Origin of the sequence: Faecalibacterium sp. I3-3-33, assembly GCF_023347295.1 — a bacterium.
Classification (GTDB): Bacteria; Bacillota; Clostridia; order Oscillospirales; family Ruminococcaceae; genus Faecalibacterium.
This window is the reverse complement of record NZ_CP094469.1, coordinates 2,828,507-2,849,248: the sequence shown is the minus strand read 5'-3', so window position 1 is coordinate 2,849,248 and position 20,742 is coordinate 2,828,507. Positions and strand designations below refer to the sequence as shown.

15 protein-coding genes are annotated in these 20,742 nt (G+C 62.4%); 10 read left to right on the top strand and 5 right to left on the bottom strand.

Annotation, left to right across the window (positions count from 1 at the left end):
* The first annotated feature begins 31 nt into the window (after positions 1-31).
* Genes MTP39_RS13320 through MTP39_RS13310 form a run of 3 tightly spaced genes read left to right on the top strand, consistent with a single transcriptional unit; the run spans position 32 to position 4,084 of the window.
* The gene (locus MTP39_RS13320; RefSeq protein ID WP_249240888.1) at positions 32-1,324 is read left to right on the top strand and encodes a DUF1015 domain-containing protein; all 1,293 of its coding nucleotides are present in this window, start codon (positions 32-34) and stop codon (positions 1,322-1,324) included.
* Between the two features lie 10 nt (positions 1,325-1,334).
* Entirely contained in the window at positions 1,335-3,239 is a 1,905-nt protein-coding gene (locus tag MTP39_RS13315; protein ID WP_249240887.1) for a DEAD/DEAH box helicase, read from the top strand.
* Positions 3,236-4,084, top strand: a complete 849-nt coding sequence (locus MTP39_RS13310) for a putative RNA methyltransferase (protein ID WP_249240886.1) — start codon at positions 3,236-3,238, stop codon at positions 4,082-4,084. Before MTP39_RS13315 ends, MTP39_RS13310 begins: the two co-directional genes overlap by 4 nt.
* A gap of 58 nt (positions 4,085-4,142) precedes the next feature.
* Here MTP39_RS13310 and MTP39_RS13305 read toward each other — a convergent pair whose 3' ends face one another.
* On the bottom strand, positions 4,143-5,498 hold the full coding sequence (locus MTP39_RS13305; RefSeq protein ID WP_249240885.1) for an MATE family efflux transporter: 1,356 nt from the start codon (positions 5,496-5,498) through the stop codon (positions 4,143-4,145).
* Positions 5,499-5,980: 482 nt separating this feature from the next.
* Positions 5,981-7,420, bottom strand: a complete 1,440-nt coding sequence (locus tag MTP39_RS13300; RefSeq protein WP_249240884.1) for an alanine/glycine:cation symporter family protein — start codon at positions 7,418-7,420, stop codon at positions 5,981-5,983.
* 577 nt (positions 7,421-7,997) lie between these two features.
* Here MTP39_RS13300 and MTP39_RS13295 point away from each other — a divergent pair.
* On the top strand, positions 7,998-8,921 hold the full coding sequence (locus MTP39_RS13295; protein WP_249240883.1) for a hypothetical protein: 924 nt from the start codon (positions 7,998-8,000) through the stop codon (positions 8,919-8,921).
* On the opposite strand, the gene pdxR is transcribed toward MTP39_RS13295, so the two are convergent.
* Positions 8,828-10,270, bottom strand: a complete 1,443-nt coding sequence (pdxR, locus tag MTP39_RS13290) for a MocR-like pyridoxine biosynthesis transcription factor PdxR (protein WP_249240882.1) — start codon at positions 10,268-10,270, stop codon at positions 8,828-8,830. The genes MTP39_RS13295 and pdxR overlap by 94 nt on opposite strands.
* Before the next feature lie 166 nt (positions 10,271-10,436).
* Between pdxR and MTP39_RS13285 the strand changes: the two genes are divergently transcribed.
* Positions 10,437-11,096, top strand: a complete 660-nt coding sequence (locus MTP39_RS13285) for an ECF transporter S component (RefSeq protein WP_249240881.1) — start codon at positions 10,437-10,439, stop codon at positions 11,094-11,096.
* Positions 11,097-11,162: 66 nt separating this feature from the next.
* Here MTP39_RS13285 and MTP39_RS13280 read toward each other — a convergent pair whose 3' ends face one another.
* On the bottom strand, positions 11,163-12,404 hold the full coding sequence (locus MTP39_RS13280) for an aminoacetone oxidase family FAD-binding enzyme (protein WP_249240880.1): 1,242 nt from the start codon (positions 12,402-12,404) through the stop codon (positions 11,163-11,165).
* 157 nt (positions 12,405-12,561) lie between these two features.
* Here MTP39_RS13280 and MTP39_RS13275 point away from each other — a divergent pair, with 157 nt between their 5' ends.
* The gene (locus tag MTP39_RS13275; RefSeq protein WP_249240879.1) at positions 12,562-13,104 is read left to right on the top strand and encodes a stage V sporulation T C-terminal domain-containing protein; all 543 of its coding nucleotides are present in this window, start codon (positions 12,562-12,564) and stop codon (positions 13,102-13,104) included.
* 454 nt (positions 13,105-13,558) lie between these two features.
* Here MTP39_RS13275 and MTP39_RS13270 read toward each other — a convergent pair whose 3' ends face one another.
* Positions 13,559-15,271 carry a hypothetical protein gene (locus MTP39_RS13270; protein ID WP_249240878.1) on the bottom strand — a complete coding sequence of 571 codons (1,713 nt, stop codon included), beginning with the start codon at positions 15,269-15,271 and terminating at the stop codon, positions 13,559-13,561.
* Between the two features lie 459 nt (positions 15,272-15,730).
* On the opposite strand from MTP39_RS13270, the gene hrcA reads away from it, so the two are divergent.
* The 4 genes from hrcA (at position 15,731) to dnaJ (ending at position 20,678) form a co-directional block, all read left to right on the top strand.
* Positions 15,731-16,804: a heat-inducible transcriptional repressor HrcA gene (hrcA, locus tag MTP39_RS13265; RefSeq protein WP_097785731.1), complete on the top strand. Its 1,074-nt coding sequence runs from the start codon at positions 15,731-15,733 to the stop codon at positions 16,802-16,804.
* Complete coding sequence (locus MTP39_RS13260; protein ID WP_249240877.1) at positions 16,801-17,418, top strand: nucleotide exchange factor GrpE; 618 nt, start codon at positions 16,801-16,803, stop codon at positions 17,416-17,418. The genes hrcA and MTP39_RS13260 overlap by 4 nt, the downstream gene beginning before the upstream one ends.
* A 101-nt stretch (positions 17,419-17,519) precedes the next feature.
* Entirely contained in the window at positions 17,520-19,346 is a 1,827-nt protein-coding gene (dnaK, locus tag MTP39_RS13255) for a molecular chaperone DnaK (protein WP_005925254.1), read from the top strand.
* A gap of 159 nt (positions 19,347-19,505) precedes the next feature.
* The gene (gene dnaJ, locus MTP39_RS13250) at positions 19,506-20,678 is read left to right on the top strand and encodes a molecular chaperone DnaJ (protein ID WP_249240876.1); all 1,173 of its coding nucleotides are present in this window, start codon (positions 19,506-19,508) and stop codon (positions 20,676-20,678) included.
* Positions 20,679-20,742: the final 64 nt, after the last annotated feature.

The window sequence follows — 20,742 nt, the reverse complement described above, 5'->3', positions numbered from 1 at the left end:
AAGCGGCTTTTAGAGAGGGGAGGAAACCACTATGAAACCGACTACCTGTTTTGCACCCGCACACATCCTGCTGCCTTCGGAGCAGGTGCCGCTGGAGCAGTGGGGCTGTATTGCCTGTGACCAGTTTACCAGTGACCGCAGCTACTGGCAGCGGGCAGAAAAGACCGCTGCGGGTGCACCCAGCACCCTGAACCTGATCCTGCCGGAGGTGTATCTGGAGGACGGAGACGCCGATGCGCGGGTGGAAAAGATCCACGCCACCATGCAGGATTATGCCCGGAACGTGCTCACCCGGGCGGTGGACGGCTTTATCTATGTAGAGCGCACCGAGCAGAGCGGCCGGGTGCGGCAGGGTCTTGTGGGGCGTGTGGACTTGGAAGCTTACAGCTACCGCCGTGGCGAAAAATGCACCGTGCGTCCCAGCGAGTGCACCGTGGAAAGCCGCATCCCGCCCCGCATGAAGGTGCGCACCGGCGCTGCGCTGGAAACGCCCCACATCATGATGCTGGCAGATGACCCGGACTGCACCCTTATCGAGCCCATTGCCGCCCACAAGGACAGCCTGCCCAAGGTGTACGAGGGCGAGCTGATGCTGGGCGGCGGTCATGTGGCAGGCTGGGCGGTGGAGGACCCCGCCCTCATCGCGCAGATCGAAAACGCACTGACCGTGCTGGGCAGTCAGGAAGAATTTGACAAGAAATACCCCGATGCCACCCGCCGCGACCCGCTGACGCTGGCCGTGGGCGACGGCAACCACTCGCTGGCTACCGCAAAGGCCTGCTGGGAGGAGCTGAAAAAGACCCTGACCCCGGAGCAGGCAGAGAACCACCCCGCCCGCTGGTGTCTGGCAGAGGTGTGCAATGTGCACTCCCCGGCCATCGAGATCGAGCCCATCCACCGGGTACTGTTCAATGTGGACTGCGCCACCGTGCTGCTGAGCCTTATCACATGGAGTGATGCCAACATGGCAGGCTGCTGCTTTGGCGGCAGCAAGCAGCAGCCCTTTACGCTGGCAGGCCCCCACATGGCCAATGTGCTCAGCTTTGAGGACCCCACCGAGCCGCTGACCGTGGGCACCATCGACGATTTTATTTCGGATTATATGGCACGCCACCCGGAAGCAAAGGTGGACTATGTGCATGACGAACCGGCTGTGCGCGCTTTGTGCAAGCAGGGCGCGGTGGCGTTTTTGATGCCGCCCTTCGCCAAGAGCGACCTGTTTCGCGGCGTTGTGATGGGCGGCGTGCTGCCCCGCAAGACCTTCAGCATGGGACACGCGGAGGAAAAGCGCTACTACATCGAGTGCCGGAAGATCACAGAATAATAGGAGAACCATGACATTTAAAGAACTGAATCTGTCCGCCCCGCTGCTGCGCGCTGTGCAGGAAGCGGGCTACGAGACCCCCTCGCCCATTCAGGCAGCGGCCATCCCGCCGGTGCTGGCAGGCCGGGATCTGATGGGCTGCGCCCAGACCGGCACCGGCAAGACGGCGGCTTTTGCGCTGCCCATGCTGGACCGGCTCACCGCCAATGCGCCCCGCCGCAAGGGCGCTGTCCGCGCCCTGATCCTGACCCCTACCCGGGAGCTGGCCTTGCAGATCGGCGAAAGCTTTGAAGCCTACGGCAAGTACCTGAAGCTGCGCAGCACCGTCATCTTTGGCGGTGTGGGACAGGCACCGCAGGTGGAAGCGCTGAAAAAGGGCGTGGACATCCTCATCGCCTGCCCGGGACGGCTGAACGATCTGATCGGGCAGGGGTTTATCGACCTGTCCGCACTGGAGATCTTTGTGCTGGACGAGGCCGACCGGATGCTGGATATGGGCTTTGTCCATGACGTGAAAAAGGTCATTGCCAAGCTGCCCGCCCAGCGCCAGAACCTGATGTTCAGCGCTACCATGCCCGCCGAGATCGAGCAGCTGGCTGCCGGTATCCTGCATGACCCCGCCTTTGTCAAGGTGGACCCGGTGTCCAGCACCGTGGACCGCATCCAGCAGAGCCTTTACTATGTGGAAAAGGGCAACAAGAAGCTTTTGCTGCCGTGGCTCATCAAAAATTTGCAGCCGCCGGTGGTCAATGCACTGGTGTTCAGCCGTACCAAGCACGGCGCGGATAAGATCGCAAAGGACCTGACAAAGCAGGGCATCCCCGCCGCCGCCATCCACGGCAACAAGAGCCAGACCGCCCGCGTGACCGCGCTGGAGGATTTCAAGTCCGGCAAGACCCGGGTGCTGGTGGCTACCGATATCGCCGCCCGCGGCATTGATATCAGCGAGCTTTCCCATGTGTTCAACTACGACCTGCCCGAGGTGCCGGAGACCTATGTGCACCGCATCGGGCGCACCGCCCGCGCAGGTGCGGACGGCACCGCCGTCAGCTTCTGCGCCCCGGAGGAACAGGAGTATCTGGCAGGCATCGAAAAGCTGAACCGCCGCAAGATCCCGGTGGTATCCGGCCATCCGTGGGACGGCGTGCCCGCCCCGGTGCGCCCCGTGCTGCCCGTGCGCGGCAAAAAGCCCCGCCCCGAAGCAGAAAAACCGGCCGAAGCGCCGAAAAAACAGGCCGAAACTGCGCCCGCAAAAGCTGCAAAGGCAGCTGCACCCGCGCCGAAGCAGGAGCCGAAGGCCACAAAGAACGCGGTGCCTGCAAAACCGAAAAAAGAGGAAACATTGATGCAAGACAGCAACGCAAAGCGCGGGGTCCGCAACGACCGCCGCGCCAACAACCGGGGCGCAAACGCCCCCAAGGAAGCGGCAGCGCCCCGCGCCCGCCGCGAAAATGCCGCCCCCGCCCGGGGCAGCAACGCCCAGCCCAAGTTTGACCCCCATTTTGTCAGCGCCCCGGAGGCTACTCCGCTGCGCCCGGCACGCAAAACTCCTGCTGCTCCGGTAGCACCTGCGATCCGCAGCGCACAGGAGCCCCAGAATAATCAGAACGCAAGCCGCAGCGGCAGCCGCCGCAATGACCGCAGCGAGCAGCGCGCTGCCCAGAGCAACAACGCCCGCCCTGCCCGTAACGAGCGCGGCAGCGCAGGCAATCAGAACCGCACCGGCAGCGCACCCCGTGCTCCCAAGGCCGAGCCTGCCCGCCGTGGCCGCAATGCTGCCGCCCGGGACGAGGACCCGGGGCTGATGCTCATCAGCCGCCGCCCGCCCCAGCAGAAGTACACCAGCTTCGAGGAGTATATGGACGCCCACGGCGGTGCCACCGCACCCATTGAGGATCACAGCGAAGAAGTATGAGCCGGAACGAAGCCTTTACCCCGTGGCAGTGCCCCCTGTGCGGCGGCGTACTGCAAGGGGAAACCGACCTGAAATGTGAAAAAGGCCACTGCTTTGACCGCGCCCGGGAGGGCTACTGGCATCTTTTGCCGGTGCAGAGTATGCGCACCAAAGCCCCCGGGGACAGCAAGGAAATGGTTGCCGCCCGCCGCGCCTTCCTGAATGCCGGATACTACGGCATCTTCGGGCAGGCGCTGGGGGAACTGTGCCTTGCCCACGGCGTACCTGCCGCCCCGAATACTCCGCTGCATCTGCTGGATGCAGGCTGCGGCGAGGGCTGGTACGACCGCTGCATCGCGCAGCAGTTCGCGGCGGCGGAAAAACCGTTGCAGCTGGCCGGGTTCGATATCGCAAAGCCCGCCGTGCGCTTGGCTGCAAAGGCGCTGCCCGCCGCGCAGTATGCAGTGGCGTCCAGTTTCAGCCAGCCGGTGCGCACCGGCTGGGCAGATGTGCTGCTGAACTGCTTTTCGCCCTTTGCGCAGGAGGAGTTCAGCCGGGTGCTGCGCCCGGGCGGGCGCATGATCTACGTTGTGCCGGGGGCAGAGCATCTGTACCAGATGAAGGCCGTGCTCTATGAAAAGCCCTACAAAAACCCGGTGCAGCAGGTGGAGTACCCGGGCTTTTGCGCCATCGACGAGCGGGAGGTGCAGGGAACCATCACCGTGCCCGCCGCCCAGCTGGAAGCGCTGTTCGCCATGACCCCCTACTACTGGAAAACGCCCCGCGACGGTGCCGCCCGCCTTGCGGCTCTGCCGCAGCTCACCACCACCATCGCCTTCCGCTTTCTGGTGTTTGAAAAGCTGTAATAAGATAAAAAAGGACTGCCGTGCTGGTGCACGGCAGTCCTTTTTTTGTAAAATAATGTTATGTATGATACTCCATCCACTTGCCCTTCCACGCATATAGGATCATGAGCACTGCGCCCAGACCCCAGCTGACGGGGTAGAGGATGAACACGCCTTCGATGCCGGAGAAGAAGGGCAGCAGGAACTGGATCCATACTACCCGGAACAGGCACAGCGAGACCAGCAGCACCACCATTGGCGGGATGCTGGCACCCGTGCCGCGCACGGCACCGGCAAGGCCGTGCAGAATGCTGAGCAGGAAGTAGAACGGGCAGAACCACCGCATGGCCAGCTTGCCGTAGGTGACCACGGCCTCGTCGGCGGTGAACAGGTGCAGGATGGCATCCTGCCCGGCCAATAGTGCCGCGCCGGTGCAAAGGGTGTAGAGGACCCCGATGGCAAGGGTGACCCACACCGAGCGCTTTACCCGGTCCAGACGCCCCGCACCGTAGTTCTGCCCCACAAAGGTGGTGGCAGCCATGCTGATGCTGCTGACCGGCAGAATGTTGAAGCCGTCGATCTTCATGTAGGCGGCAAAGCCCGCCATGGCGGCGGCACCGTAGCTGTTTACGCTGGCCTGCACCAGCACGTTGGAAAAGGAGATGACCATGTTCTGGATGCCGGTGGGCAGACCCACCCGGATGATGCGGCCTGCCATTTTGCGGTGCAGCCGGATGGCAGAAAGCTCCACCCGGCAGGCGTCCTCGCTTTTCATCAGAAAGCGCAGGCTCAGCACGCAGGACACCAGCTGGCTCAGGTCTGTGGCGATGGCAGCGCCTGCCACCCCCATCCGCAGCCCCACGATGAATACAAGGTCCAGCACGATGTTGGTCACCGACGCCCATGCCAGATACACCAGCGAGCGCCGGGAGTTGCCGGCGGCGTTCAGGATGCCGGCGGTCATGTTATACACCACGCTGAACAGCACCCCGCCAAAGTAGATGCGGATATAGGTCACGGCGTCTGCCAGCACCTCGGCGGGGGTGTTCATGGCCACCAGCAAAGCGCGTCCGCAGGCAACGCCGCCCACCGTCAGCAAAAGCCCCATGACTACCGCAATGGCAAGGGCGGTGTGCACCGCCTCGCGGGTCTCCTTGTGGTCGCCCGCGCCCAGATACTGCGACACCACCACCCCCGCACCCACGGCAAGCCCTTGGCTGAAACCGATGAGCAGATAGATAGGCGACCCGCTGGAGCCCACGGCGGCAAGGGCATTGCTGCCCACAAAATTGCCCACGATGATACTGTCGGCGGTGTTATACATCTGCTGCAGCAGGTTGCCGAAGATCAGCGGCAGGGCAAACAGCAGCAGGCTTTTTACAATGCTGCCCTCGGTCATAAGGGTAGCAGTATTCCGTGTTTTTACGGCGGCCATGGGGTTCCTCCTCTCAGCGCAAAAAATCGCTTATACCCCTTAGCATAGCACAAACCCTGCCTTGGGACAAGGGGACGGCTGACGATTTAAAATGGCTTCCGCTGCTTACGGGTTGCGGCACCCAGCATCCGCTTCGTGCCTTGGGCGGCACGCGCGTCTTGCTGGCCGCTGCCCCAACAACTCCTCCCTGTTTCCGCCGCTGGCGGCGGTCGTCGTCGTTGCTAGCCATCTTCAGCGGAATTATTATTTTTATTTCGCGTTTGTCGCGCTCTGCGGAGCGCTCCAAACGCTATTTTCACGAGAGGAGTCCTGACGGTAAACGGCAGCGCCGCGCTTTCGAAGAAAGCGGTGCTGCAAATGCTGTTCCCGATTACGACCCCACTTGTGAAAAAGGGGTTCTGAAAAGCCCGCAGGCTTTTCAGAACCCACAAATTAAAAATCTTTTTTCCGCTGATGATGCGCAGAGCAACGCGGAGCGCATTTTAAATCGTCTCACCCGCCGACAACAGCGGCTGCACGGCGCTGCCGTACAGTTTGCGGGCAAGGTAGTTTTGGGTGATGCGCACCACCGTGCCGGACAGCGCAATTACGCCGATGAGGTTCGGCAGCATCATCAGGCCGTTGAAGGTGTCGGAAAGCGTCCATGCAAGGTCCAGACGCATCACCGCGCCCACCGGCATCAGCGCCACGAACAGCACCCGGTAGCCCGCTCCCGCCCCTGTGCCGAAGAGATACTCCACAGCCTTGCAGCCGTAGCAGCTCCAGCCAAGGGTGGTGGAGTAGGCGAACAGCAGGATGCACACTGCGATGAGCTTGGACCCCAGTGCACCGAACACGGCGTCAAAGGCCTGCCCTACCAGCGCACTGCCCGCCGCCCCGGCGGCAATGCGCCCGGTGTCCAGATCCACAAAGCCGGAGGTCAGCACCACCAGCGCCGTCAGGGTGCACACCACCATGGTGTCCGCAAACACCTCAAAAATGCCCCACATGCCCTGCTGTACCGGCTCTTTTACGTTGGAAGCCGCGTGCACCATCACCGAGGAGCCAAGCCCGGCCTCGTTGGAAAAAGCACCCCGCTTAAAGCCCCATGTGACCGCCCGGGACAGCCCATAGCCTACGATGCCCCCACCGGCGGCGCGCAGCCCGAATGCCCCCTTCACGATGGCGGCAAGCGCCGCCGGGACGGCGGTGATGTGCACACCCACCACGGTGAGCGCACCCACGATGTACAGCAGCGCCATGGCGGGGACAAGCCTTTCCGCCACCGCAGCCACACGCTTCAGCCCGCCCAGCAAAATTACCGCCGACACTGCCGCCAGCACTGCGCCGGTAGCGGTCTCCGGCACGCCGAAAGCCGCCCGCAGATTGCCCGCGATGGAATTGAGCTGGCTCAGGTTGCCGATGCCAAAGCTTGCCAGCGCGCAGAACGCGGCAAACAGCACCGCCAGCACCCGCCCCAGCTTGCCGCCAAGGCCGTCCCGCAGATAGTACATCGGCCCGCCGCGCCAGCCGCCCGCCGGGTCTTTGCGGCGGTAGTAGATGCCCAACACGTTCTCGGCGTAGCTGGTCATCATGCCCAGCAGCGCCATGACCCACATCCAGAACACCGCACCCGCCCCGCCGGAAAGGATGGCTGTCGCCACCCCCACAAGGTTGCCGGTGCCGATGGTGGACGCCAGCGCGGTGCACAGGCTCTGAAACTGGCTGATGGCCTGTTCCTCGCGGGCGGTATGGGCGGTGACGCTCCGGTCGGTCAGGATCGCGCCCAGCGTATGCCGCATCCAGTAGCCCCACCGCCGCAGCTGAAAGCCCCCGGTGCGCACCGTCAACAGCAGCCCGGTACCGAAGAGCAGCCCCAGCCCCATCGGCCCCCACACGATGCCGTTCAAAGCCTCGACTCCCCGCATGAACCCTTCCGGCATCCTGTGGCCTCCTTTGCTGATGAAAAGTTTCTGCTTGCCTTCAGCGTGCAGGGACGCTCCGCTGGGCCAGAGGCAGGGAGGGGTGTTCCGACTCCCCCCTCCCTACCTCTGGACTCCACCCACCCCGCAACGGGCCAAGGGCTGCACGCCCTTGACAATCCTAAAGAAGAAGTCGAAGCACAAAAAAGCTAGCGCTGCGCCAGTCGGCGCTATCGCTTTAACGCTTTTTTCGCTTCTCCATTTATAGCCCCTCAGTCGCTGCGCGACAGCTCCCCCGAGGGGGAGCGAGCACACCCGGAAACTTTGCAGTTTAACCGCAAACTTTCCCGCTATGCCAAAGGCTCCCTCCCCGAGGGAGCTCCCTTACCATCCTATGCAGCGCCATTACTCCTCATGCGGTGCGGAGGGCTTTTCGGGGTCGGGTGCGGGAAGGGGCTCCAGCGTCAGCCAGAAGTCCTCCTGTTTCTCGCGGTCTTTTTCGTTGGGGGTATTTGTTTTATCCATATAGCATCCCTGCCTTTCTGCATAAAGGGTCGCCCGGTGGGCTATGCTTTATGCACAAAAAGGAGGCAGAGCCATGAAACACGCAAAACGCAGCGGCTGGCGTCCCTTCTGGGCGGCGCTGTGCGCCGCCCTGCTGGTGCTGCTGCCGCTGGTGGGCGGCACAGTGCTGCTCAGCCGCGCCCAGCTGCGCAGCAGTCTGCGGCAGGCTGCAAAAAGCCAGAGCGGGGTGCCCATCCGTCTGCCCAAGGCCGCAGACCAGTGCACCGTGCTGCTGTGCGTGGCAGACGAGACCCCGGGCTTTGTGCTGGCCTACCTGAACGCCGGGCAGAACTGCATCCATCTGCTGGCGGTGCCTGCCGTGCTGGAAGTGCCCTTTGGGGGCAAAAACGTCCCCCTTGCGGACTGTTACGCCGCCGCAGGCCCCGCCCGCTGCCGGGAGGCGCTGGGCGAGGTGTTCGCCCTGCCGGAGGACACCGACTATCTTGCCATCGCCCCGGCGGTGCTGACAAAGCTGGCGGCGCGGTACGGCGCAGTGCGAGTGGGCTTTACCGGGGCGCTCACCCCGGAGCAGCTGGCGCGGTACGGCAAAGGCACCGGGGTGCAGGGCATCTCCGCTGCCGATGCTCACAGCTTTTTGGCGGCGCTGGATGCCGACACTTCTCTTTCGCCCCGACGCAGCGCCGCCGCCCGGGCGGCGGTGTGGGATGCCTTTTTCCGGCAGGCGCTGGAGCTGCTGCCCACTACCCTGCCGCAGGGGCTGCGGGAGGTGAGCAGCAGTCTGCTGACCAGCCTGACCGCCGTGGACCTTGCTACACTGGAACGCACGCTGGAATTTTTAGCCACCAGCGCCGAGCCGGTGGACATCGCCGCCGACGCCCTGCCCGGGGACTGGTCAAGCGGGCACTATACGGTGTCCAAGGCTTCCCGGGCGGCGGTGCAGAGCTTTTTCAACCTCTCCCCGGCGGCGGGGCAGTCCGCGTCCGGCAGCGAGCCGTAACCCAGCACCAGCGTCCCGGCGGCAGAATGTGCCGTGCCGGTCAGGTCGTAGTCGCTCAGCAGGGAACAGCGCACCCCGTACTGCCGGGCAGCAGCCCGCAGGGCGGCGTCCGGCGGCGGGTCTTTCAGCTGTGCCAGCAGGTGCAGGCCGGTGTGCAGCCCCGCAAGGGTCAGCTCTTCCGGTGCAAAGGAGGTGCGCAGCGCCGCCACCAGCGCATCCCGGCGGGCTTTGTAGGCGGTGCGCTCCCGCGCTAAGTGCCGGGTGAAATACCCCCCGGTGATGAAGCGCGCCAGCGTCTGCTGCTCAAACCGCCCCACCGTGCCGGAATAGAGCCGGTATTTTTCCTGCCACGCGCCCAGCAGCTGCCGGGGCAGCACCATATAGGCGATGCGGATGCCCGGGGCAAGGCTGCGGGAGCAGGTGGACAGGTACACCACCGGGCCGTCTGCGCCCGCCATGCCCTGCAAACTGGGCAGCGGGCGGGTGTCGAAGCGGAACTCCGAGTCGTAGTCGTCCTCTATGATGTACCGCCGCCCCGGGGCGCGGGCCGCCCAGTGCAGCAGCTCGGCCCGGCGTCCGGCGGGCATGGTGACCCCGGTGGGGAACTGGTGGCTGGGGGTGACATAGCACACTGCCGCATCGCTGGCAGAAAGGGCCGTCAGCGACAGCCCGTCCGCGTCCACCGGCAGGCAGCGGCAGGGTACGCCGTTGTTTTCCAGCACCTGCCGGGCGCGGGGGTAGCCGGGGGTCTCCACGGCGGCGGGACCGGGCAGCAGCGGGGCAAGCAGCCCCAGAAGATATTCCAGCCCTGCACCCACCACCAGCTGTTCCGGGTCGCACTGCACGCCCCGGTACTCGGCCAGATACCCGGCCAGCGCCTGCCGCAGGGCGGCATCGCCCCGGGCATCCCCGGGGGTGAGCAGTTCCGGTGCGGAGTAGAGCAGCTCCTTTTGCAGCCGCGCCCATGTGCGGAAGGGGAACAGCCCCGGGTCCACGCCCCGGGTGGATAGATCAAACTGCACCGGCGGGGCGGTGTCGGCGGGGTGCGCTGCCACCGGCGCAGAGGGCGCGGCGGGCGGCTGCACCCCCTGCGGCAGGGCAAGATACTCCTGCACGGTGAAGCCGCTGCGCTCCCGGGCGGTCAGGTAGCCCTCTGCCGCCAGCATCTGGTAGGCGGTGTCCACCGTGTTCACCGATACTGACAGCTCTGCCGCCAGTCGCCGCTTGCCGGGCATCCGGGTGCCCGCCGTCAGAGTGCCTGCCCGCATCTCGGCGGCAAGGCTGCGGTAGAGCTGCTCGTACAGCGGCACCGCCGAAGCCGGGTCCAGTGCCGTGGTCAGATGTACCATAGAATGTCCCTCCCATCTGGGTATTGCGTCAAACTGACCCCATAAAAAAACTATGTTCTGGGTATTTTCATAGGGTCAGTTCTGCGTATAATAGGAGCATACCCGCCGAACACCCAAATGTCAAGTAGTTTTGTGGGGTTATCGGCGTGATTGGAGGGAAAGTATCATGTCTACTACTGCAATGTGGCTGCTGCTGGCAGTCGTCGTTATCCTGATCCTGTTTTTCAGTGTGCTGTACAAGCGCCGCTTTACGGTGCACGAGCTGGCGCTTACCGGCGTGATGGCTGCGCTGAGCTTAGTGGCCTACCTGTTCTTCCGCATCCCGTTCTACGGCGGTTCTTCGTTCCATCTGGGCAACACCTTTACTGCCCTGACGGCGCTGCTGCTGGACGGTGTATCCGGCGGTCTGGCGGGTGCCATCGGTCTGGCGCTGGCGGATATCCTTGCCGGTGACCCGGGCTACGCCATTACCACCTTCGTGCTCAAGTTCATCATCGGCATCACCTGCGGTGCCGTGGCACATAAGGTGTTCAAGCTGCGGGATCAGGATCGTCACAGCGCCGGGTATCTGGTCAAGGTGATCGTCTCTGCGGGTTCCGGCCTGTTGCTGAACGTGTTCACCGACCCCTTCCTTGGCTACTTCCGCAACGTGTACATCTTTGGACAGGAGTACACCGTGGCACAGGCGCTGACCAAGATCGCCGGCGGCGTCACCTTTGTGAACAGTGTGGCTTCCACTGCCTGCGCCGTGGTGCTGTATCTGGCACTGCGCCCCGCGCTGGAGCGTGCAAAGCTGCTTTCCAAGGGCGAGAATAAGGCTGTCTGATTTAGAGAATAAAAGGGACGAGGGAAAGCCCGCGGGCTTTCCCTCGTCCCTTTTTTATTACCGTTTTCAGCTGCAAAGGTGCTTTGCGGCGTCCCGCCCGGCGGCAAGGCCGCTGCCGAACGCCCAGTGCAGGTTGAAGCCGCCGCAGCTTCCGGCGCAGTCCAGCGTTTCACCCACGAAGTACAGCCCCGGACAGCCCTTGAACTGGAAGGTCGGTTCCACCTCGGTCAGGGCAAGCCCGCCGCCGGTGGTCTGCGCCTGCCGCCAGCCGCAGGGGGTAAGCCCCTCGAACCGCCAGTGCTTGGCGGTGTGGGCAAGCTTCTGCCAGCTGCCTGCGGGCAGGGCGTGGGGGGCGGTATCCGGCAGGGCGGCGGCAGCCCAGAGGGCGCGGCCAAGCTTGCCGTGCAAAAGCCCCAGCCAGAACGCCGCCGCCGTGTCCTCGGCAAGCAGCGGTGCACGCGCTGCAAACAGGGCGGCAAGCTCTGTCTCCGGCACAGCGGGGAAGAGATCAAGTTCCACCGCCGGGTGCTTCGGGCTGCGCCCGGGGGCAAGCAGGCCGGACAGCTGCATGATGCAGATGCCGGAAAGCCCGTAGTCGGTAAACTGCACTTCGCCCATTTCTTCAGCCAATACCCGGTCGCCGTCCAGCAGACGGGCAGCGGCCTTGGCGCGGATGCCTGCAAGGCTCTTGTTCGGCTTTGCGCATTGCAGGGCGGTCAGGCAGGGGTAGAGCGGGCGCAGCTGCCCGCCGCAGTCGGCGGCAAAGCGGGTGCCGAAGCCGTCCGTGCCGAACTGCGGCCCGGCAGCGCCGCCCATGGCGCAGATAACGGCATCTGCCCGCAGATTTTCGGTGCCGCCCTCGGCGTTCGTAAACTGCACGGCGTAGCCGCCCTTGCTCTGGCGCAGGGTGCTTACCGTGCAGCCGGTGCGCAACTGTACGTTATGCCGCTGCAAATGCAGTTCCAGCAGCGCCAGCACGTCTGCCGCCTGATTGGAATAGGGGTACACCCGCCCGGCTTCATCGGTGCGGGTGTACAGCCCCAGCTGCTCAAACCATGCCAGCGGTGCGGCGGCATCCACCGCCGCCAGCAAAGGCCGCAGCGCGGCGGGGTCGGCGGTGAAGTATTTTTCCGGCGCAATGGCGGTGTTGTCCAGATTGCAGCGGCCGTTGCCGGTAGCCAGCAGCTTTTTGCCCACCTTGGGGTTGCGCTCCAGCACCGTGACGCGGACAGTGGGCGCGGCCTGTGCAGCCGCCAGCGCAGCGGCCAGTCCGGCGGCACCGCCGCCCAGAATAAGGATGTGTGCCATGCGGACACCTGCTTTCTTTGGGTTTATTCCTATTTATTGTAGCAGAACCCCGCCCGGAACGCAATGCAACGGGCAAAGCAAAAAATCCGCTGCCGGTATAATTTGCCGTCGCTGACAGATACTACATACAAAGGAAACCACAAGGAGGGCACTATAAATGAAAGCAACCGGTATCGTGCGCCGCATTGACGAGCTTGGCAGGGTGGTGATCCCCAAGGAGATCCGCCGCACCCAGCGCATCCGGCGGGGCGACCCGCTGGAGATCTTTACCACCGGCGACGGGGAAGTGATCTTTAAAAAGTACTCGCCCATGGGTGAGGTGAACACCCTTGCCGCCCAGCTGGCAGAGGTGCTCAGCCGCCAGTTTGCGCTGACCGCCTTTGTGTGCGACAGGGACCGCATTCTGGCGGTCAGCGGCAGCGGGCGGCGGGAGCTGGCAGACCGCAGCATCAGCCAGCCGCTGGAAAAGCTGATGGAAGCCCGCAAGCCCTACCAAAGCCCAGGCAACCCGGAAAAGACCCTGCTGCCCTGCGAGGGCGCACCCCGGGTGCTGCTATGCGCCGCGCCGGTACTGGCGGGCGGGGACGTGACCGGCGCGGTGGGTCTGCTGACCGAGGATCGCACCGCCTGCCCGGAGGACGCCCAGTGCAAGGCGGTGGCAGTGGCAGCGGCCTTTCTGGCAAAGCAGATGGAGGAGTGAAAACACCGCCGCCCGGCGGGGAATGGAGGATGCTGCCGTGGATGTTCTCTTTTGACACCAAAAGAGAACCAGAAAAGTGCCAGCGATTTCGACGCGCTGGAGCCACGAAAAAGGGGCTACTCGCCCCTTTTAACCCCAAAGAAGTGGGCTACACCGGAAAAAACTGAAGATTCACGCCTGTTCGGCGTGAAGATCTTTTAACCGTTTTTTCCGGCTCCGCCGATTTGAAGCCCCTCAGTCGCTGCGCGACAGCTCCCCCCGGGGGAGCGTTCTCTCCCGCAAGCTTTGCACTTGAGCCGCAAACTTTTCCGCCATGCCAAAGGCTCCCTCTCAGAGGGAGCTGGCAAAACCGTCAGGTTTTGACTGAGGGAGTTTCACCCGCAAAAACACCGCCGCCCGGCCTGTGGAAGCAAGCCGGGCGGCGGTGTACATGAAAGGATGAATGTGAGGATGATTAGTTTGTGATGGGCACAGGCACCTTTTTCAGGCTGTTCCATGCGCGGATGATGCGTGCATTGGTCACCGTGGTGTCCGGGCCGAAGGTCGCGCCGTGGTCGGAGAGCAGACCCTGCTCCACGCACCAGCGGGCGGCTTTCTGCTGCTCGATGGCGTCAGCGGGGATATCGGTATACAGGGCGGTGCTTACAGGGTCGGGCTTGCCGGCAGTCGTCCACAGGACGTTTGCCAGCTCCTGACGGGTGGAGGGGATAAAGCCGCCCGGCAGCGCGTAGTACAGGTACAGGGAAGAGACATGGGCATAGGTGATATAACCCAGACCCGCAGTGCCCAGTACCACGCCAAGTGCGGCTGCACCGGAGGAGAACGCCGGGTCAAGCTCGCCGGGGTCGTCCGTTGGGGGTGCCGAAGGCTCCTCGGTCACCAGCACGATCTTTTCAAAGTTCTGCACAGGGATCTGGTAAATGTAGCTGTCACTGTCGCTGTCAAGGACGGGGAAGCGTTCACCGTCTGCAAGGTAATAGAGTAGTTTGGTATTGGTCTTTACGGTAATGGTGTTGGGCTGCGCAGACGATCCGCTGGGCACATAAAGTTCGTTGTAACCGTTTTCAGACCAGCCTCCGTTTACAGGCACTTGGAAGGTTCTGTAACTCTGATCGCTCACAGAGGTAAAGGCAATGCCGCTGCTTTCCGGCATGGTAGGCTCGTTTACAAAATAGTCGCCGGTGATGGAAAGCTTGGACGGGTCGGTGTCGCTTACATCCACAGCTTGGGTAAACAGGCCGCCGGTGATGGAAAGCGGGGCGTAACATCCTTTGGCTACAACCTCACCGTCAAACAGGCCGTCGCTGATGATGATGGGGGCGCCATCACTATTCTTGAGCGTCATGCTCTTTTTAAAGGTCCCGCCCTCGATCTTGGCCTCAGTGCCGGAGGCGGCGTTTACCTCGACAGCTTCCTTAAAGGTGCCGCCGGAGATGGTGCCGCTGGAGTTGGTCACATTCCCTTGGAAAGTACCGCCGGAGATGGTGCCGCGGAAGTTGTACAACTCACTTTGGAAGGTACCGCCGGAGATGGTGCTGTCGTTGTACACCTCCCCTTGGAAGGTGCCGCCGGAGATGACGCCGTCGTTGTCCACCTTCCCTTGGAAGGTACCGTCGGAGATGGTTTGGTAGTTGTTCACATCCCCTTGGAAGGTGCCGCCGGAGATGGTTCGGAAGTTAGCCACCTTCCCTTGGAAGATGCCGCCGGAGATGGTGCCATAATTGTTGGTTTCACAGCCGACGGTGCCGCGGACTAGCTCGGCTTTATCTCCAATGCGGAAAAGGCGTGCCTTCAATGCGCTTTCTGCCTCGGGCTCCGAGGAGGGCTGCAGGGCAAAAACGCCAGTGTCCAGCTGGCAACCGGAGTCAGCACTGTAGTACCAATTGCCATCGTCGCCGCTGTCTGCGGGCTTGCCTTCGGCGTTCAGCTGGATGGTAATGCTTTCTGCGGTGCCGTTCTCCGCGTCCAGATCACGGCTGCTGCGGGTGGAGGCTTCCTCCTCGGTGCTGCGGGAGGCGTCTGCCTCCTGTACAAGGGGTGCAGCCTTTTTGGCCGTGATTTGGGCGGGTGCATCGAACACCGGGGCAGCTGCCAGTGCAGACACCGGCAGCAGGGACAGCAGCATACTGCCGGTCAGCAGGATGCTCAGGATGCGTTTGGCTTTCATAACGTTTCGCTCCTTTCGTGTGGGGTTTATACGGGGTGTCGTTACCATAAATATACCATAAACTAGGCAAAAACAAAAGAAATTCTGCGCGAAAGGGGGTTGAAACTGCGCGAATCGCTGAAAAAGGGGAGAAAAGTAGTACATATTATAATAAAACTCCCCCAGTCATCGCTGCGCGATGCCAGCCCCCTCTGGGATGGGGCCTTTGGCATAGCGGTACAGTTTCCGGCTAAAGTGCAAAGTTTGCGGGCGCGCCAAAGGCTCCCTCCCCGAGGGAGCTGGCAAAGCCGCAGGCTTTGACTGAGGGAGTTCACACCCCCTTTATGACAGAATTATGAATCTTTATAAACATTTTTGCAAAGGGCTTGACAGCAAGGCAAAAACGATTATAATGGTCTTAGCACTCAGGAACAAGGAGTGCTAAACAAACAAAAGCAATACAAAAAGGAGGCAGGCGCTATGACGATGGATGCACGCAAGCAACGGGTCTTGCAGGCGATCGTGGCGCTGTATGGCCTTGAGGGCGAGCCGGTGGGCAGCAGCGTGCTGGCAAACTACTTTGACATGGCAGTGTCCAGCGCAACGCTGCGCAACGAGATGGCGGCGCTGACAAAGCTGGGTCTGCTGGAGCAGCCCCACACCAGCGCGGGGCGCGTGCCCAGCGCCAAGGGCTACCGGTATTATCTGGACAACCTGCTGACCGATGATCAGCCGCTGGACCGCGTGACCCGCGCCCGGGTGGATGCGGTGTTCGCCAGCCTTGACCACGAGCCGGAAAAGCTGGCACAGGGCGCTGCCAAGGCGCTGGCCGCCATCAGCGGCTGCACCGCCGCCGTCAGCACCCCCTGCGCCGAGGATCTGTGCATCGCCCATTACGAGGTGGTGCAGGTGGGCCGCAGCGCAGCCGCTGTGCTGGCTGTGACCACCGCCGGTTACGTCCGCACCCGGGTGGCGCGGGTACGCACCGGGCTTTCCCGGGAAAATGCAGCCGCCCTTGCGGCGCTGCTCAACCGCAACCTTACCTTTGTGGCACCGGTGGATCTTTCCACCCGGATGCTCAGCGAGCTGTGCAGCCAGATCGCACCGGAACTTGTGCCGGTGGTCAGCGCCGCAGCCGCAATTTTGCAGGACAGCGTAAAGCCCCATGTATTTCTGGGCGGCGAGCAGTACCTGCTGGACTGGCCGCAGCTGGACGGCCGGGTGGGTGATATCCTTACCCTGCTGAACGACGAGGAACAGGCCGCAAGCCTGATCGCACCCCCGGAAAACCGCAGCGAAAGCGTGCTGCTGGGCGAGGATCTGGAACCGCAGATCCCCGGGCTGTGCATCGTGAGCGACCGGTATCTGGTAGGCGGCGGGCTGTGGGGCTCCATTGCCCTGATCGGCCCCACCCGGATGCCCTTCCAGAAGCTGATGCCCCTGCTGCACGAGTTTGCAGACCAGCTGGGCGAGGGCATGAGCGGTAAACGAAAAGACACCCCGCAGGCTGCCGTACCGCGGCGGACTGTGATCTATAAGGAGGATCTGGAATGAGCGAAGAAGCAAAGAACACGGTGCCCGAGACCGAGCAGCCGGAGACTGCCCCCGAGGAAAAGACCGCTGCCGCAGCGCCCGAACAGGCTGCTGCCGAAGCTGCCACCGAAGAGGACAAGAAGAAGGACGGCGGCTGGTTCAACAAGAAGGCCCGGGAGATGGAAGCCGTTAAGGCAAAGCTGGATGCAGCGGAAAAGAACGCCGCACAGGCCAAGGATCAGCTGTTGCGCATGGCTGCCGAGTACGACAACTACCGCAAGCGCTCCACCCGCGAGGCCGACCAGAAGTTTGGCGACGGTGTTTCCCATGCAGTGGAAAAGATCATCCCCATTCTGGATACGCTGAATATGGCTGCCAACGCCCCCACCACTGACGAGAACTACAAAAAGGGCGTGGTCATGACGCTGGATAAGGCGGCAAAGGCACTGGAAGCCCTCCATGTGGAGGAGATCGAGGTGCTGGGCAAGCCCTTTGACCCCAACTTTATGAATGCTGTGCAGCAGATCCCCGCCCCGGACGGGCAGGAGAGCGGCACGGTGGTCACCGTTTTCCAGAAGGGTTACAAGCTGGGGGACAAGATCATCCGCCATGCAACCGTTGTGGTGGCCGAATAAACAAGCCGAACCTCCCGCAAGGGAGTTTGCAATAACATCCGCTTGACATCATCATAAGCATCATATAAACAAGATTTGTTCTTTCGAGAGGAGATTTCATTATGAGTAAGATTATTGGTATCGACCTTGGTACTACCAACAGCTGCGTAGCTGTTATGGAGGGCGGCGAGCCTGTTGTTATCGCCAACTCTGAGGGCGCCCGTACCACCCCGTCCGTTGTCGGCTTCACCAAGACCGGCGACCGTCTGGTAGGTCAGGTTGCAAAGCGTCAGGCTATCACCAACCCCGACAACACCGTTTCTTCCATCAAGCGTCAGATGGGCACCGACCACAAGGTGACCCTGAACGGCAAGGAGTACACTCCCCAGCAGGTCAGCGCTATGATCCTGCAGAAGCTGAAGGCTGACGCCGAGGCTTATCTGGGCGAGACCGTCACCGAGGCTGTCATCACTGTGCCTGCCTACTTCAACGACAGCCAGCGTCAGGCAACCAAGGACGCAGGCACCATCGCCGGCCTGAACGTCCGCCGTATCATCAACGAGCCCACCGCAGCTGCTCTGGCTTACGGTGTGGATAAAGAGGACGACCAGAAGATCATGGTCTACGATCTGGGCGGCGGCACCTTCGATGTGTCCATCATCGAGATGGGCGACGGCGTTACCGAGGTTCTGGCCACCAACGGTGATACCCATCTGGGCGGCGATGACTTCGACCAGCGCATCATCGACTGGATGGCAGACGCCTTCCAGACCGAGAACGGCATCGACCTGCGCAAGGACAAGATGGCTGCACAGCGTTTGAAGGAAGCTGCCGAGAAGGCTAAGATCGAGCTGTCCAGCGCAATGAGCAGCCAGATCAACCTGCCCTTCATCACCGCCGATGCTACCGGCCCCAAGCACTTGGATATGACCCTGACCCGCGCAAAGTTCAACGAGTTGACCGCTGATCTGGTCGATCGTACCATGACCCCCGTGCGCAAGGCTCTGCAGGATGCAGGTCTGCGCGCTTCCGACCTGAAGAAGGTGCTGATGGTCGGCGGTTCCACCCGTATCCCCGCTGTCTACGACGCCGTGAAGAAGGAACTGAACTGCGAGCCCTTCAAGGGCATCAACCCCGATGAGTGCGTGGCTGTCGGTGCTGCTATTCAGGGCGGCGTTCTGAACGGCGAGAAGAAGGGTCTGCTGCTGCTGGATGTCACCCCGCTGAGCCTCGGCATTGAGACTCTGGGCGGCGTGTGCACCAAGATCATCGACCGCAACACCACCATCCCCACCCACAAGAGTCAGGTGTTCTCCACCGCAGCCGACAACCAGCCCTCTGTTGAGGTCAATGTGCTGCAGGGCGAGCGTGAGTTTGCCCGCGACAACAAGAGTCTGGGTGTGTTCCATCTGGACGGCATTGCTCCGGCTCCCCGTGGCGTGCCTCAGATCGAAGTTACCTTCGATATCGATGCCAACGGCATCGTGAAGGTCAGCGCTAAGGATCTGGGCACCGGCAAGGAGCAGAACATCACCATCACCGCTTCTACCAATATGTCCAAGGAGGACATCGACAAGGCTGTGAAGGAAGCTGAGCAGTTTGCTGCCGACGATAAGAAGAAGCGTGAAGAGGTCGATATCCGCAACGGTGCCGACCAAATGGTGTTCCAGACCGAGAAGATGCTGAAGGAGAACGGCGACAAGCTGCCCGCAGACGTGAAGAGCGATGCCGAGGCAAAGCTTGCTGACCTCAAGACCGCTGTCCAGTCCGGCAACGTGGACGACATCAAGGCAAAGCAGGAAGCCCTGAGCCAGGTGTTCGAGAAGATGTATCAGGCAGCCGCTGCCGCACAGCAGGCCGCCGGTGCACAGCCCGGTGCTGACGCAGGTGCAGCCAATGAAAAGCCCAACGATGACGGCGTTGTGGATGCCGACTTCAAGGAAGTCTAAGTCTGACACAAAGCGCTGCGTCCGGCCAAACCGGCGGGCACACGCGCAATAGAGCAAAAGCCGCTCCGGTTTAGGCCGGGGCGGCTCTTGCTGGTTTATAGAGTGAGGAACCGACCGGGGCGTTACCCGGGGAGGGCGTTCCCGGAGAGGTGAGTGGATATGGCACAGGAAAAGCGTGATTATTACGAAGTGCTGGGGGTATCCAAGGGCGCAAGCGATGCCGAGATCAAAAAGGCATACCGCAAGCTTGCCATGAAGTACCACCCGGACTATAACCCCGGCGATAAGGACGCCGAGGCAAAGTTCAAGGAGATCAACGAGGCAAACGAGGTGCTTTCGGACCCGAAAAAGCGCCAGCTGTACGACCAGTACGGCTTTGCCGGTGTTGACCCCACTTATGCAGCACAGAACGGCGGCGGCCCCGGCGGCTTTGGCGGTTTTGGCGGCGACGGCGTGGATCTGGGCGACATCTTTGGCGATATCTTCGGCGGCGGCTTTGGCGGTTTTGGCGGCTCGTCCCGTCAGGCGAACCCCAACGCCCCCCGCAAGGGTCAGGACATCCGGGTGCGCATCACCCTGAGTTTTGACGAGGCCGTGCACGGCTGCAAGAAGAACATTACCATCACCCGCCAGCAGGAGTGCACCGAGTGCCACGGCAGCGGCTGTGCCGCCGGCAGCAGCCCCGAGACCTGCCCGGACTGCGGCGGCCGCGGCTTTGTCATCCGCCAGCAGCGCACCCCCTTTGGCGTGATGCAGACCCAGCAGCCCTGCTCCCGCTGCGGCGGCAAGGGCAAGCTGGTAAAGAACCCCTGCAAGGTCTGCCACGGCAGCGGCAAGGTGGCTACCAAAAAGACGCTGGAGGTGTCCATCCCCATGGGCATCGACGACGACCAGAGCTTTGCACTGCGCGGCATGGGCGATGCCGGTACCAACGGCGGCCCCGCCGGTGATGTCATCGTCATGGTCAGCGTGCGCCCCAGCGAGGTGTTCCAGCGCGACGGCTACGATGTGTGGGTCACCGTGCCCATCACTTACAGTCAGGCGGTGCTGGGCGACAGCGTCACCGTGCCCTCCATTGACGGCAAGGTGGAGTACACCGTGCCCGAGGGCACCCAGAGCGGCACCACCTTCCGCCTGCGCGGCAAGGGTATCCAGTATCTGAACGGCCGCGGCCGCGGCGATATGTACGTCAAGTGCGAGGTGGAGATCCCCAAAAAGCTGAACAAGGCGCAGCGCGATGCCCTGAAGAAATTTGAGGGCACTTTGAAAGAAGAAAACTACGAAAAGCGTAAGGGCTTCTTCAAAAAGCTGAAGGATATGTTCAACGCATAAAAAACCAAACGGCGGCACGTTCCATCGGAGCGTGCCGCCGTTTTTTGTGTCTGCGCAAGGCCGA